At 42.9% G+C, this 15,854-nt stretch carries 9 protein-coding genes; 7 read left to right on the forward strand and 2 right to left on the reverse strand.

All coding sequences use genetic code 11. The features are described 5' to 3' along the window. Positions 1-10: 10 nt before the first annotated feature. The 7 genes from D0S24_RS17510 (at position 11) to D0S24_RS17540 (ending at position 12,344) form a co-directional block, all read left to right on the forward strand. Positions 11-1,561: a RagB/SusD family nutrient uptake outer membrane protein gene (locus D0S24_RS17510; protein ID WP_117021125.1), complete on the forward strand. Its 1,551-nt coding sequence runs from the start codon at positions 11-13 to the stop codon at positions 1,559-1,561. 17 nt (positions 1,562-1,578) lie between these two features. After that, on the forward strand, positions 1,579-3,333 hold the full coding sequence (locus tag D0S24_RS17515; RefSeq protein ID WP_117021126.1) for a LamG-like jellyroll fold domain-containing protein: 1,755 nt from the start codon (positions 1,579-1,581) through the stop codon (positions 3,331-3,333). Between the two features lie 11 nt (positions 3,334-3,344). Next, a complete protein-coding gene (locus D0S24_RS17520; protein ID WP_117021127.1) occupies positions 3,345-4,715 on the forward strand; it encodes a glucoamylase family protein in 1,371 nt (456 codons plus the stop codon). Continuing rightward, positions 4,708-6,093: a glucoamylase family protein gene (locus D0S24_RS17525; RefSeq protein ID WP_117021128.1), complete on the forward strand. Its 1,386-nt coding sequence runs from the start codon at positions 4,708-4,710 to the stop codon at positions 6,091-6,093. The genes D0S24_RS17520 and D0S24_RS17525 overlap by 8 nt, the downstream gene beginning before the upstream one ends. Continuing rightward, a complete protein-coding gene (locus tag D0S24_RS17530) occupies positions 6,083-7,888 on the forward strand; it encodes a family 43 glycosylhydrolase (protein WP_117021129.1) in 1,806 nt (601 codons plus the stop codon). Before D0S24_RS17525 ends, D0S24_RS17530 begins: the two co-directional genes overlap by 11 nt. A 500-nt stretch (positions 7,889-8,388) precedes the next feature. Next, positions 8,389-10,659 carry a beta-glucosidase BglX gene (gene bglX / locus D0S24_RS17535; RefSeq protein ID WP_117021130.1) on the forward strand — a complete coding sequence of 757 codons (2,271 nt, stop codon included), beginning with the start codon at positions 8,389-8,391 and terminating at the stop codon, positions 10,657-10,659. Positions 10,660-10,703: 44 nt separating this feature from the next. Continuing rightward, the gene (locus tag D0S24_RS17540; RefSeq protein WP_117021131.1) at positions 10,704-12,344 is read left to right on the forward strand and encodes a sulfatase; all 1,641 of its coding nucleotides are present in this window, start codon (positions 10,704-10,706) and stop codon (positions 12,342-12,344) included. A 40-nt stretch (positions 12,345-12,384) separates the two neighbouring features. Here the strand turns inward: D0S24_RS17540 and D0S24_RS17545 are convergent, their stop codons facing one another. Both D0S24_RS17545 and D0S24_RS17550 read right to left on the reverse strand, forming a co-directional pair. Continuing rightward, a complete protein-coding gene (locus tag D0S24_RS17545; protein WP_251795820.1) occupies positions 12,385-14,061 on the reverse strand; it encodes an arylsulfatase in 1,677 nt (558 codons plus the stop codon). A gap of 196 nt (positions 14,062-14,257) precedes the next feature. Then, a complete protein-coding gene (locus D0S24_RS17550; RefSeq protein ID WP_117021133.1) occupies positions 14,258-15,724 on the reverse strand; it encodes an arylsulfatase in 1,467 nt (488 codons plus the stop codon). Between the last annotated feature and the right edge of the window lie 130 nt (positions 15,725-15,854).

Consider the following 15,854-nt stretch of genomic DNA (forward strand, 5'->3'; position numbering starts at 1 on the left):
AAAAACAGCTATGACTCAGTATATAAAAACAAACAGATTTCCGCTGCTTTTAGCCATGTTGGTAGTTATGTTAACAGCTTGTTCCGATCAATTGGACCAACCCGAGCTTAATAACAATTTTGCAGGAGGTACGGACTTTTCCAAAACCGATGATATGATTTTTTCCCTTATCGGGGCCTATCAGGCGGTAAGTGACAGAGGTTGGGAACAACCGTTGGTCGTCTCAACAAGAGGGGACGATGTAAATGCGGCCGGAGATCAGCAAGGCCTTAAAAACCAAGATCGCTATGTCTACGATAACTCTTTTTTTGGTTCAAGAACCTTATGGGAAACCTATTATGGGGATATTATCCGCGCCCATACGGCAATGGAACAAATTGAGCGGTATATGGAATTTGCGGATGCCGATGGAATAGATAAGGGAAACCAATATATTGCCGAGATAAAAGTGCTCAGGTCGATATTGCTCTTTCAACTATCCCAAGTTTATGGGGCGGTTTTTATACCGGAATCTTCCGATCTTGACGCTTTTGCCGATGTAACTTCAGTACCAACAAAGGACGAGGTTATGCAGCATATCTCCGATCAAATGGATGGGGCAATTTCATTTTTGCCCGATATGCGCCCCAATGAGCGTACGGATTTACCGGGTGGGGTTACCAAGTACACCGCTTTAATGGTCAAGGCGGTAGCCAATCAGGAATTGAAGAACTATCAGGAGGTAGCTGATGCTGCCGGACAGATTATAAGTTCAGGAAAGTTTAGTTTGTTCAACGATTTTTACGAACTCTTTAAAACACCCGGAAAATTGAGCGATGAAAGTCTCTTTGAATTTCAATATTCCGATTTTGGTACTGGTGAAGGAGAGAGAGTGGGCCATCTTTATGCACCTTACGGTCCTAATTCTTGGACACCTACGGTAGCAGGGGCCTCCAATGGCTGGGGCTTTTTTGAGCCTAGTATGAAATATGTTACGTTTATGTTGGACCGGGGGGAAACCGAACGCTTGGAAACCTCCGTGTTTTTTAGCCAAAAAGGAATCGATAGCCTTATAGCCACTACCTCCTATACCGCTGAAACATTGCCCGCCTTTGTTTCTCCCACTACTAGGGACGGTGATATTAATACTTCAACTGTAAGATCTATATTCTCCAGTGGAAAGCACTATTTGCCAACGAATCAGTTAATTTCTGGGCGTACGGAGTATGGCAGTAATAAAAATTATATCGTGTTCCGTTATGCCGAAACACTTTTGATATATGCGGAAGCGCTACTGCAAGGGGCCTCGAATTCTGCAATGACCGCAGAACAGGCTGTTAATTTGGTAAGGGGAAGAGCTGGTATGGACCCGTTGTCGGGGGTGACCCTGGATCAGGTTATAGACGAAAAGTATGCCGAATTGAGCATGGAATGGGGCAAGCGGTTTTTTGATATGGTCAGGTTGGGCAGAAACGAGGAGCTAAGTTATGAAGGAAGGACCTTTACCGCTAATAAAGCGTTTGTAACCTATCACCAGGACCAAATAGATGAATTCCCGATTTTGGGGGAAATAAGTAACTAACAAACAATTTGGAAAAAATGAAAAATATAAAATTAATATATGCCAGCTTGATCGCCGTATTTCTTTTCTACGGTTGTGATCAGGGAATAGACGCAATCACACAAGTGGATCCGGGAGCGGACGCCACCGCACCACAGATAAAGATCAATTACCCTACGGAAGGGGTGAAAATTAAAGTATTGGAGGTGGTAACCGCTATTATGATCGATTTTGAAGTGACCGATGATATAGAAATCGCCAAAGTAGAGGTGATGCTGGATGGGAATACTATAGGAACCTTTAACAATTTTAAGGATTACCGTAGATTTTTGAAAAAAGACCTGGTCTATGATAAACTGACCGATGGTGCCCATGAACTTTCTGTTAGCGCCACGGATTTGGAAGGAAAAACTACCGTAACGGCCATAAATTTTGAAAAAGAACCTGCTTATACACCATTATTTGCAGGAGAGACCTTTTATATGCCGTTCGATGGGGACTATTTTGATCTAGTGGGCCTTAACCAAGCGGAGAAGGTTGGAACTCCCGGATTTGCGGGCGAGGGATTGATAGGGACAAATGCCTACAAAGGGGCAACGGATGCCTATTTAGCATATCCAACGGATGGTTTATTGGGCGCCGAGTTTACCGCAGCTTTTTGGTATAAGGTAGATGCCAGTCCAGACCGTGCAGGGATTCTTGTAATCGGGGATGATGCCGATGATCGTTTTCAAGGGATTCGTTTGTTCAGGGAGGGCAATGCAACCAATCAGACCATAAAAGCGAATGTGGGAATTGGCACTGGCGAAAGTTGGAACGATGGCGGGGTGCTCGACGTTGCTGCTGGTGAGTGGGTGCATATTGCCCTGTCTATCTCCGCTACACAAAGTACCATCTTCTTTAACGGGGTAGCCGTCAGGACTGCCGCTTTAAGTTCGCCTGTAGATTGGACGGGTTGTGATGAAATGGTAATAGGTTCAGGAGGACCTACTTTTAGCTATTGGGACCATAAATCCGACAACAGCCCCATGGATGAACTACGTTTGTTCAATACAGCGTTGACAGAAACCGAGATACAGGATATGATCAATATTACCAATCCCTATACTGGGGAGTTTGATGGTGAGATGTTCTATCTTCCTTTTGATGGGGACACCAAAAATAAATTCACCAATGCAGAGGCTACAATTGTGGGAGCTCCTAGTTTTGCTGGAGAAAGTATTAGAGGGGCAGATGCCTATGCCGGAGCTGTCGATTCTTATTTAAGCTTTCCGACAACCGGACTGACCACAGCCGAGTTTAGCGCTACCTTTTGGTATAAGGTAAATGCAGCGCCTGATAGAGGAGGGATTCTTGTTATGGGTCCGGAAGATTTGGAAAGACCGGAATATCCAACAGTACAAAACTTACGAACCAATGGATTTAGATTTTTTAGGGAAGGCAACGCTACCAATCAGACATTTAAATTAAATGTGGGTAATGGAACAGCTGATACATGGGTAGATGGTGGAGCTGCTGCATCGTTGGATCCTACCTCTACCGGTTGGGTGCATATGGCATTTACGATCGGGAACGGAAAGGCCATTGTGTATTTTGATGGTGAAATTGTTAAAGAAGTAGATTTTACAGGTGTGGATTGGACGGGATGCGACCTACTCTCCATAGGATCCGGGGCACCTAGGTTTAGCGAGTGGGGACATTTGTCAGATTCAAGTTTTATAGATGAACTTCGATTGTATAATAAGGCATTGACCCAAGAGGAAGTGCAAAATATTAGAAACGCCGATTTATAGAATATTGAATTATGAGATCAACAATAATATTGGTCGTTGCAATCCTGTTACAGGGTTGCAACGACCAAAAAAAAACAGTTGCCAAAAATAAGGACGGTACGGAAGACCTGATTACGGAAGATTTAAGGGATGCGGAATTATTGGATAAGGTTCAAAAACAGACCTTCGATTATTTTTGGGACGGTGCCGAGCCTATTTCCGGCTTGGCCAGGGAGCGTATCCATATGGACAATATCTATCCAAGCCATGATAAGGATATAATCACTATTGGGGGTTCGGGATTTGGACTGATGGCAATTTTAGTGGGAGTGGAACGTGGGCTTATTACCCAAGAACAAGCAGTGGAACGTTATATTCGGGTATTGGATTTTTTGGAAAAGGCAGATCGTTTTCACGGGGTCTGGCCACACTGGTTAAAACCTGACGGAACCACGGCACCTTTTAGTAAAAAAGATGATGGGGGAGATCTTGTGGAAACCGCGTTTTTAGTACAGGGGCTGCTTACGGTAAAGGAATTTTTTGATAGCCGGGGCACTACAGAGAAGGAAAAATCCATTAGTAGTAGAATTCAAAAATTATGGGAAGAAGTAGAATGGGACTGGTACACCAAAGGAGGTGAAGATGTGTTGTATTGGCATTGGTCCCCTAACTATGGTTGGGAAATGAATTTTCCTGTAGGCGGATACAATGAAGCCCTTATCATGTATGTTTTGGCCGCCGCCTCTCCCACACATGCCATAGATAAAGAAGTATATGATAAGGGGTGGGCCCTGAATGGGGAAATTGCTAAGGACACCGTCTATTATGGATTGGAAACAGAATTGAACCACTACGAGCATGATAAAGCGCCCGTTGGCCCCTTGTTTTGGGCCCATTACTCTTATCTGGGATTAAATCCAAAAGGATTGAAAGATCAGTATGGGGACTATTGGAAATTGAATCAAAATCACGCTTTGATCCATTACAAACATGCCGTCGCCAACCCTAATAATTATAAGGGGTACGGAGAGAATTTATGGGGACAGACATCTAGTTATTCTATGAAAGGATATGCGGGCCACAGACCGGATAAAGATCTAGGGGTAATTTCCCCTACGGCCGCCTTGTCCTCCATGCCCTATACCCCAAAAGAAAGTATGCATTTTTTAAGGTATATGTACCAGGAACAGGACTCTTTAATTGGCAAATACGGTCCCTATGATGCCTTTAGTTTAGAACACAACTGGAGTTTGCCAAGGTACTTGGCCATAGATCAAGGTCCCATTCCTGTGATGATCGAAAATTATAGGTCTGGAATGTTATGGAATTTATTTATGAAAAACCCCGATGTGGGGAAAGGCTTAAAAAAATTGGGATTTACCTTTGAAAGAGAAAATGATTAAAAACTTTGAATTAATTATTATTGCGCTGTTCTTTGTGTGTTGCTCCGGTGATGATGCCCAAGGGCTTACAGGTGAATCCCAATTGCCCGATCTACCTATAGTGAAACCACCGGTGGTAGAAGCGATTTCTGATGAGGAGCTGTTGGATCTCACCCAAAAGGAAACTTTTAAATACTTTTGGGATTATGCGGAAACCAACTCTGGTTGCGCTAGGGAACGCTATCATCCGAATAATCCCGCCCACGATGCCAATACTGTCACAACCGGGGGCACAGGTTTTGGACTGATGGCCATTTTAGTGGGAATAGAGCGAAATTATATTACAAGGGAACAGGCGGTAACAAGACTGCAAAAGATGTTGGGCTTTTTGGAAAGCGCTGACCGATTTCACGGTGCCTGGCCACATTGGCTGGATGGGAATACCGGAAAAGTAAGGCCCTTTAGTGAAATGGACAACGGGGGAGATTTGGTGGAAACGGCTTTTTTGGCGCAAGGGTTGATCAGTGTAAAGGAATATTTTAAAGAAGGTTCCCTGGCAGAAAAGGAATTGGCTGCTAAGGCCGATATTTTGTGGAAAGGGGTGGAATGGAATTGGTACACCCAGAATCAAAACGTATTATACTGGCATTGGAGCCCTAATAATGGCTTTGCCATCAATTTACAGCTCAAAGGCTACAATGAAACCTTGATTACCTACGTCTTGGCCGCAGCCTCTCCGGATTATTCCATTTCCAAAGAAGTATACACCAATGGCTGGGCCTCCAATGGAGGTATAAAATCGAATAAAACGACCTATAATTACCCGTTGTTGGTAAAACATCCCGGTTCTGAAACCTATGGGGGACCCCTGTTTTTTTCCCATTATTCTTTTTTGGGCTTAAACCCTATAGGGCTAAAGGATGGGTTTGTGGATTATGGGGAGGTAAGTGTTAACCACGCCAATATCAATTATCGCTATGCCGTGGAGAACCCCAAACAATTTTTAGGTTACGGCCCTGATTGTTGGGGATTAACCGCTAGTTATTCCCGAAATTCGGATGGTAGTATGGGGTACAATGCCCATTCCCCGGCCAATGATGTAGGTGTTGTATCCCCAACCGCCGCCATAAGCTCTATACCCTATACTCCAGTGGAATCGCTTAAGGCCATGCAGTATTTTTATCAACATAAAGATAAACTGTTGGGTCCCGCCGGATTTTATGATGCCTTTAGTCCACAGCATAATTTTTGGGTGGCAGAAGCGTATTTGGCAATAGATCAAGGGCCACAGATCATTATGATCGAAAATTATAGATCAGGTTTGTTGTGGGGATTATTTATGCAGAACGAAGAGGTAAAAACGGGTTTAATCAAATTAGGATTTACATATGAAAGCTAAAAATAAGATCCTTTTATCAATATTTTGCTTTGGCACCCTTGCTATCTATGCGCAGGAAGTGGTTCCGGAAACTTATATCAATCCTCTGGATATTGACTATACCTATATGGTTTATAATTCAAGTAAGAATATTTCCTACCGTTCCGGTGCAGATCCCGCAGTAATTGAATTTCGTGGTGAATACTACATGTTTGTCACTCGGTCTTTTGGTTATTGGCATTCTACCGATTTGATGAACTGGAAATTTATTAAACCCAAACAATGGTTTTTTGAGGGTTCCAATGCCCCAACCGCATTTAATTATAAAGATTCGCTGGTATATTTTGCAGGTGATCCCGCAGGTTACGGAAGTATTCTTTATACCGATGACCCAAAAAAAGGGGAGTGGACACCTACCGCTTCAATTACCAACAACATCCAGGATTCGGAATTGTTTATTGACGACGACGGGAAAACCTATCTGTATTGGGGTTCGTCAAACGTACATCCCCTTCGTGTAAAAATGCTGAATAAGGACGATCGTTTTCTTGAAACCGGAGTTGGGAAAGATCTTTTCAATTTGGTTGAAGAAGAACATGGTTGGGAACGTTTTGGCGAAAATAATTACCATCCAACCTTAAAGGAAGGATACATGGAAGGTGCCTCGATGACCAAACACGACGGGAAATACTATTTACAGTATGCAGCGCCCGGGACGCAATTTAATGTGTATGCCGATGCTGCTTATATTGGTGAAACCCCACTTGGTCCTTTTACTTATATGAAAAATAATCCCATGAGTTTCAAGCCGGGCGGTTTTGCTAATGGGGCAGGCCACGGTATTACCGTAAAACAAACCAATGGTCAATACTGGCATTTTGCCACCATGGCATTGGCTTCAAATTCCCATTGGGAACGTCGTTTAGCCATGTTCCCCACCTATTTCGATGATGAAGGGTTAATGTATTCCAACACCAGCTATGGCGATTACCCTTTATTCGGGCCAAATCATCCAACAAAAGCAGGACAGCATAGTGGCTGGATGTTGCTTTCTTACAAAGGAAAAACAACGGTTTCATCTTCACAAATGCAGGTGAAAAAAAGTACTTCTACCGATAATGATTTTGAAATCACCGAAATGCCACTTGAAAAGAATAGTGAAGGTGAAATTATTTCGAAGCTGTTAACCGATGAAAGCCCGAAATCCTTTTGGGTCGCTGAATCCAATGATGATCAGCAATGGGTTAAGATCGAAATGTCTTCATCTGGAAATATTTATGCTTTTCAATTGAATTTTCATGATCAGGAGTCGGGCATTTATACCCGTACCGAAGGCCTACGACATCGATTCACACTGGAGGTTTCAGAGGATGGAAAAAACTGGGAAACTGTTGTGGACAGAAGTAGAAGTTATAAAGATGCGCCAAATGCCTACATCACCCTTGATCAATCTGTACGGGGAAAATACGTACGCTACAATAATGTGAAGGTTCCGGGGAGTAACCTGGCGTTATCAGAAATAAGGGTGTTTGGAAAAGGTTTAGGAAAGAAACCGGAAAAGGTGAAGGGATTTGAAGTATCCCGGGAGGAAGACAGAAGAGATGCCTCTTTTACCTGGAATCCGGTGAAAGGAGCACAGGGTTACAATATCCGCTGGGGTATTGCACCAGATAAATTATACCACTCCTGGTTGATTTATGATGTAACTGAACATTTTATGCGCAACCTCGATCGCGATACGCAATATTATTTTAGTATAGAAGCATTTAATGAAAATGGGGTATCGGAGAAATCAAAATTGATAAAAATAGAATAAAAAATAATAATGAGGTCAGTAGATAAATACATATTTTATAAAAATGATAAGTAATTGATAATCAGCTATGTAGTATTTATTCTGTTGTCTGTTCGAGACCCAAGAAATTTTATTTTTCAAGCGGATAAAATTACATTATTTCAAAAATTTGATATTGAGGTACATAACCAATACGGTACCTGTAAAGGGATAGTTAAAGGTTTCCGTTATAAATTGAAGGTTTCCAGGTCGTCATTTCGAATGCATATGAGAAATCGCACATATAGCTCCCTGCCAGAATATGCGACTTCTCGTCGTCCCGAAAAGGGACTCTGTCGAAGTGACTACTGTTGTCCGATTCATATCATTAATATTGAGATTCCCAGTAAAGATGTCAATGGTAGCGCAGTCGAGAACTATTGGGAATCTAAAAACAGGTTTCGACTGCGCTCAACCAGACCTATGCCAACCTTATTAAATATTTTATAGGGAACTGTCTACTGACCTCTAAAACAATAAAAATGAACATATCAAAAACAATTAAAACCATTGCCTTATTTTTTGCAGGGCTTTCAAGTCTACAAGGTCAGGAAAGGATCCCGCAAGTTGAAGAATTTCTTGCAAAAATGACCCTTGAAGAAAAAATAGGACAACTAAACTTACTTACTCCTGGAGGCGGGGTGGCCACCGGTGCGGTGGTCAGTGAGCATGTGGAAGCCAAAATCAAAGCGGGCCAGGTAGGCGGACTCTTTGGAGTGGCCGGTCCGGAAAAAATAAGGAAGGCCCAGGATTTCGCCATCAACCATACCCGTTTAAAAATTCCGTTATTGTTCGGTTCCGATGTCATCCACGGATATAAGACCACCTTCCCCATTCCTTTGGGACTGTCGGCAAGTTGGGATATGGCCCTGATCGAGAGAACGGCAAGGATAGCGGCTATTGAGGCAACAGCTGATGGGATCAACTGGAATTTTTCTCCCATGGTGGATATTGCCCGTGATCCTAGGTGGGGCCGTATTGCCGAAGGAGCCGGAGAAGATCCCTATTTGGGCTCGGCCATAGCAAAGGCGATGGTACAGGGTTATCAGGGAAGCGATCTTTCCCAAGCCAATACCATGCTGGCCACGGTAAAACACTTGGCACTCTACGGTGCTTCGGAAGGCGGACGCGACTATAATTCGGTGGATATGGGCAAAGTGAAAATGTTCAACCAGTATTTGCCGCCCTATAAAGCGGCCATTGATGCAGGGGCCTCAAGCGTTATGACCTCCTTTAACGATATAGATGGTATTCCCGCATCTGGAAACAAATGGCTGTTGACCGATCTGCTGAGAGGGCAATGGGATTTTAAAGGATTTGTGGTGTCCGATTACACCTCGGTAAATGAGATGATTGCCCATGGACTCGGGGATCTACAGGCCGTGTCCGCTTTGGCCCTCAATGCGGGCCTCGATATGGATATGGTCGGGGAAGGCTTTTTTTCGACCCTAAAGAAATCTGTGGAAGAAGGGAAGGTCAGTGAGGAGCAAATCACCCAAGCCTGCCGTAGAATCTTGGAGGCAAAACATAAGTTGGGTCTTTTTGAAGATCCTTATCGCTATATCGACACCAAGAGACCGGCCAAGGATATCCTGAACGAAGAAAACAGAAAAGTGGCCAGAGAAGCTGCCGCACGTTCTTTTGTACTCCTAAAAAACCATAACAATACCTTACCCTTAAAAAAGAATATTAAAATAGCCTTGGTAGGACCTTTGGCCAATAATAAAAACAATATGTTGGGTACTTGGGCACCAACTGGAAACCCACAATTATCCGTTCCTATTTTGGAGGGCTTTAAGAAAGCAGCCCCTATGGCAACAGTTTTGTATGCCAAAGGGGCCAATATTTCCGATGATCCTGAATTGGCTAAAAAGGTCAATGTATTTGGGCCAAGAATAGAAATTGATGGGCGTTCCCCAGAGGAAATGCTCAAAGAAGCTTTGGATCTGGCCCATACATCCGATGTGGTGGTCGCTGTAGTTGGAGAGGCCACCGAAATGAGCGGCGAAGCGGCCAGTAGAACAGATCTTTCCATTCCGGAAAGTCAGAAAAAAATGATTCGGGCCCTAGTAGCCACGGGTAAGCCTGTTGCCCTGGTGCTTATGAGCGGTAGGCCTTTGACCATTCCCGAAGAGTTGACTCTTCCGGTCAGCATACTGCAAGTTTGGCATCCGGGCGTAGAAGCTGGGAATGCTATTGCAGATGTAATTTTTGGGAACTATAATCCCGCAGGAAAACTAACGACCACATGGCCCGTAAATGTTGGGCAGATCCCCATTTACCACAGTATGAAAAATACGGGTAGACCGGCAATTTCCCCCGTTTTTCAAAAATTCCAATCCAATTATTTGGATGCCCCCAATACGCCTTTAGTGCCTTTTGGTTACGGACTTAGCTATACCCAATTTGAGTATTCCGATCTTTCCATCGATAAAAAGGAAATAGGACAGGGAGAATCCGTGAAGGTTTCTGTAACCCTGAGAAATACGGGCAACTATCACGGAGAGGAAGTGGTTCAACTCTATCTTAGGGATGTGGTTAGGAGTATTACGCCGCCTATGCGGGAGTTAAAAGGTTTTAAAAAGGTATTCCTAAAACAAGGCGAAAGTATATTGGTTAGTATTACCCTTACTCCCGACGATTTAAAATTTTATAACAGTCAATTGGAATTTGTTTCGGAACCAGGAGAATTTGAGGTATATGTGGGGACGGATTCCAATGCCTCGAACAAAGTAACCTTTAAATTAAAATAGATCAACAGGGTCAAGCACTACGAATTGACACAAAAGAATTGAACATGCATTACCTTAATAAATTACTGATTCTGGCTCTTATAGTGCTTAGCTTTTCCTGTAAACGGGAGCAACCAAAAAAAACCGTCGACAATAAAAGGCCCAACATTCTTTTTATAATGGCAGATGATCATGCAGTACAGGCCATTAGTGCCTATGACCATCCTATTGGAAAGGTGGCACCTACTCCTAATATAGATCGGATTGCCAAGAATGGAGCTCTTTTTACCCATAGTTATGTCACCAATTCTATCTGTGGACCCAGTAGGGCAGTGATTCTAACAGGGAAACACAGCCATATCAACGGTTTTAGACAGAACGGCGACCGCTTTAACGGGAGTCAGCCCACCTTGCCCAAGATGCTGCAACAGGCAGGGTACCAAACTGCCCTTTTGGGAAAGTGGCATTTACATGGATACCCAGAGGGTTTTGATCACTGGAAAATAATAGTGGATCAAGGCAATTATTACAATCCCGATTTTATAGTAAATGGGGATACCACAAGAATTAAGGGGTATGCCACAGACATTATTACAAATGACGCCTTGGATTGGCTAAAGAACAATCGTAAAGATAGTTTGCCATTTTTTCTGATGGTACAACACAAAGCCCCGCACAGGAATTGGATGCCGGCACTGCGTCATATTAATAAATATGATTCCGTACAATTTCCATTACCGGATACCTATTTCCCCACTTTTGTAGAGCAAGATGCTGCGGAAGAGCAATTACAGACTATTTATAAGGACATGTACGAGGGGCACGACCTTAAGATGTCCAAAGAATATGGCAGCACGGAATTGGCCCATAACCCTTGGAAGACCGATTTTGAAAGGATGGGCCCGGAACAGTGGAAAAAATGGGACGCCGGATATTTGCCCAAGAATAACGCTTTTCACAATTCCAATTTAAAAGGAAGGGAGTTGGCAATTTGGAAAGGACAGCGATATTTACAGGATTATATGGCAACCATAGCCTCGGTAGATGAAGGGGTAGGCCAATTGCTGGATTATCTGGAAGAAACGGGGTTGGCGGAAAACACTTTGGTAGTCTATACTTCCGACCAAGGGTTTTATTTGGGAGAAAATGGCTGGTTCGATAAGCGGTTTATGTACGAACCCTCCTTTAGGACTCCATTATTGATGCAATGGCCAAGAACGATCAATCCAGGAAAAAAAATTGATGCCATGGTACAAAATCTGGATTTTGCCCAAACTTTTTTAGAAGTTGCAGGAGTTCCGGAAATGGGGAAGGAGATGCAAGGGGAATCGTTTAAGGGCCTTTTGGATGGCAGTAGGTCAGAAACCGATTTTAGAGAAATTATTTACTATCATTATTATGATTTCCCTGCCTTCCATATGGTAAAAAAGCATTATGGGATACGCACAAACCGCTATAAATTGATGCATTTTTATGACGATATCGATCAATGGGAACTTTATGACCTTAAAAAGGACCCTCTTGAAAAGAATAATTTAATAGAGGATGGGAAATATAGTGATGTATTAATTGAAATGCACCGTAAATTGGACAGTGTCCAGGATTTTTATAAGGTGACGGATAAGGAGTTCCAAAAAGCCCCCAAAGAAAAAGTGGAGAACGCCTATAAGTTATTTGAAAGGCTAAGGGGGCTATTGGATAAATGATCGGTATAAGCTTAAAGGCTCCGCCCCATCCAAAACAGCACTATCCAACTCTCTTAAATAGTAACAAGCGCATATCCATAACTTCCTCTCCAGGTATTTCTATTGCTTTTAATGTTAAATTGCCCTTGCCCTTCTTCAGTTGAATTTTCCCTAGATCCATAGGAATAAAATCCTTGGTATAGGATTCAATTCTGGGGGCACGGTCCCGATCTGCCCCTACTAGCAGCGGATCATGCGCCTTTGTAATGGTCGCCTTTAAGAAACTTTCCCCAAAGCGTAATTCAATTTGGGATCCTAAATCCCTTTCTTTCGCGGTATAATAAAGCTCCACTTCAAATTCACCGTCGGTCAACACTTCCATATCCCAGCTTATACTATCCTTGGGGCTCTTCCATTTTGTGAAAAAAGTACAGTTGGGATGCCTATTGCTCCGTTCTATATTACCATGTGCCACCCCATCCCTGGCAGGAATTTGAGTATAGATATAATCAGGATGACCTAAAGTAAAGGGCCGCTCCTCTGTCTCTTTGGATTTTGGTGTTACTTCTTGTAGCCAATCTCTTTTTAGCTGTTTCAAGGAATCCGTGAGTTGTGGTAGTTTCACTGAAAGGTCTATGGTCTGTCCACCATCCTTGATTATATCATAAAGTCTGTCCCCACTATCCAAGCGATATCTTTGTGTTCGGATACTAGTACGGCCGTTCCAATGATTATAGACCACCCGATCATCCCAAAACGGCTTATCGTCCATCAACAGCGGTTTTAAGCTTTTCCCATCCAAGGGTTTCAGCGTATTCATTCCTATTTGGGCCAAATCCGTTAAGGTGGGCAATATGTCTATGGAACTTGCTATTTGCGCTATATGTTTGCCCTTAGGCAGCATGTTCTTCCATTGCATTATCAAGGGGGAACGTACCCCGCCCTCATCAGTGGATCCCTTTCTGCCCCGCATCCCCGCATTCCAACGCCACCCATTTGGTCCGTTGTCCGACAAGTATATCACCAATGTATTTTCTTCCAGTTCCAAGTTCCTTAGTTTATCGAAAACCCTGCCAACATTGTAATCTATGTTTTCCACCATAGCCAGGGCTGCCCTCGTAAAGTTCTCGTTCTCTTCTTCCTCCCCGTGATATTTCATAGTCAGTTCCTTGTTCTTAAACCTGTTCCAATACTCATCCGGTACCTGCATAGGGCTATGGGGCGTATTATATGGAAGATAAAGGAAAAATGGCTTTTCCTTGTTCCTATCAATAAAATCCAATCCTTTGTTGGTAAGGTCGTCAATGATAAAGCCTTCACCCTTTACTACTTTCCCGTTGTGTTCCAACATGGGACTGAAATAATTGCCCCAATGCCCAGAAGCAAACCCGTAAAAGTCATCAAAACCCTGGGCATTGGGATGGTAAGGAGGTTGCATCCCGTTATGCCATTTGCCATAAGCGGCAGTAGCATATCCGGCCTGCTTAAAAACTTCCGCAAGAGTGGTTTCATCCAAATTTAGGCGTTCACCACCCGATGAGGTGGAATAGACCCCTACCCTGGGATAGTAACGCCCGGTCAAAAGTTCGGCCCTGGTGGGCGAACATACCGGACTAACGTAAAAATGATCAAAAGTGACCCCATTTTTTGCAATGGCATCTATGTTCGGGGTTGCCAGATTGGTATTCCCGGATATCCCCAAATCTCCCCATCCTTGATCATCGGCTAATATGAACACAATATTCGGTTTTTTATGCTGTAAATTATCAGAATTTGATTCTGTTTTTACCGTTTCCATACATGAAAGAAATATTCCAAACATGACAATAATCATGCGTTTATGTAAGAAATACCCCATATGATTCCTTATTTTTAGTTTGGATTTTGAAACTTACTTATTGAAAAAATGTATGTTTTCTTAGAAAATTAACCCTTTACTTCCTTTCACCGGCTGTGTTCTGGATATATGCCGTTAGTTTTTGGGACAATTCCGAAGCCTTATCAGGATTTTGGGTATATAGGTTGTGACGTTCGCCTAAGTCATTGGACAGGTCGTACAACTGCCCTTCATATTCATCACGTGGAAGAATTTCAGGGAACTTATTCATAACAGCCTTGGAGAATCCACCAGGCCCCTTTCCGTTGATATACTTCCAATGGCCATCAATTATACTGTACATATCTCCATTGTTATGGATAATGGGGGGTCTTTGAATGTTGTTTTTACCCGTAAGTAATGGAAGGAAGCTATAGCTATCTTCACCCGCATTTGCGGGCAAAGGCTTATCAAGAATATCGGCAAAGGTAGAAAGGACATCGGTAAAACAGATGGGATTATTATTTTCCAAACCTGGCTTTACCATATTTGGCCACCTTACTATAAAGGGCATCCGATGGCCACCCTCAAGCAGGTCACTTTTCATGCCACTAAGGAAGCCAACGCTATTATGACCATATTTGGACACGTCATTTGGATACCAAACAGGCCCATTGTCACTAGTAAATAAGACTATGGTGTTTTCGCTCAGTCCCAACTCATCCAATTTTTGTAGTACTTTCCCAACATAATGATCTGCCTGCATTACAAAATCTCCGTACATTCCTACTTGACTCTTCCCTTCAAATTCTGGTTCGGGTAACCAAGGGGTATGGGGTGCCGTCATTGCAAAGTACAGGAAGAAGGGTTTTTCCGATTCAGACTTTTTGTAGTCTTCAAGATATCCCGTAACCTTACCCGATAGTTCCTTTAGTATATTTTTATGTTCGTATCCTTCGGCAATTTTACCCTTTCTCCAAAAAGCACCTTGAATTGGGCTCCATCTTTCGCTGTTATTGTCGCCTATGCTGTCATAAAGGGAACCAACGATTAGATCATTTTCTATAAAATAATAGGGCGGAATATCTAGTGAAGCCGGTAATCCGAAAAAATAATCGAAACCATTGTCTACCGGACCACCTCTAAGTCGCTCTCCCGCTTTCGGGTTTTTCTCATCAATGATACCCTGGTGCCACTTTCCGATGCATGCGGTTTGGTAATTGTTTTGTTGTAAAAACCCTCCTATTGTAATCTGTCCAGGAGCTATCAAAGATTCTTCGTACTTACGGTCATTCCTAAAAGGATATCTCCCAGTCAATAATCCATAGCGGGAAGGAATACACCAAGGTCCAGCGGCATGGGCGTTAGTAAACTTCATGCCGCTTTCTGCCAAGTTATTTATGTTTGGGGTTGCAATCTTAGAATTGATATTATAGCTAGCTGGATCACCAAAACCCATGTCATCTGCGAGTATTACCAAAATATTCGGTGTTTTCTTTTCCTTAGTGGTCTTTTGTTCCGAACAACTAAAGAGCAATAGAGAAGTTAATACAATTGAAAAAGTGGTTTTAATCGAAATTGTCATATCCTATTTTTTGGTGCTTTCGCATAATTTAGCGCTTTCTTTTTTGGATTTAATAAATGACCTCCTTTATGTGAAAGGACATATCACGTATTCGAATTACTGTCAGCGGTGCCAAACAGAAAGAGTAGGT

Source organism: Arenibacter sp. P308M17 (assembly GCF_003426735.1).
In the GTDB taxonomy this organism is placed as follows: Bacteria; Bacteroidota; Bacteroidia; order Flavobacteriales; family Flavobacteriaceae; genus Arenibacter.

Excerpts from the sequence above, each read along its gene's own strand:
- D0S24_RS17510 (WP_117021125.1), top strand. The coding sequence starts at position 11 with ATGACTCAGTATATAAAAACAAACAGATTTCCGCTGCTTTTAGCCATG.
- D0S24_RS17515 (WP_117021126.1), top strand. The coding sequence starts at position 1,579 with ATGAAAAATATAAAATTAATATATGCCAGCTTGATCGCCGTATTTCTT.
- D0S24_RS17520 (WP_117021127.1), top strand. The coding sequence starts at position 3,345 with ATGAGATCAACAATAATATTGGTCGTTGCAATCCTGTTACAGGGTTGC.
- D0S24_RS17525 (WP_117021128.1), top strand. The coding sequence starts at position 4,708 with ATGATTAAAAACTTTGAATTAATTATTATTGCGCTGTTCTTTGTGTGT.
- D0S24_RS17530 (WP_117021129.1), top strand. The coding sequence starts at position 6,083 with ATGAAAGCTAAAAATAAGATCCTTTTATCAATATTTTGCTTTGGCACC.
- bglX (WP_117021130.1), top strand. The coding sequence starts at position 8,389 with ATGAACATATCAAAAACAATTAAAACCATTGCCTTATTTTTTGCAGGG.
- D0S24_RS17540 (WP_117021131.1), top strand. The coding sequence starts at position 10,704 with ATGCATTACCTTAATAAATTACTGATTCTGGCTCTTATAGTGCTTAGC.
- D0S24_RS17550 (WP_117021133.1), bottom strand. The coding sequence starts at position 15,724 with ATGACAATTTCGATTAAAACCACTTTTTCAATTGTATTAACTTCTCTA.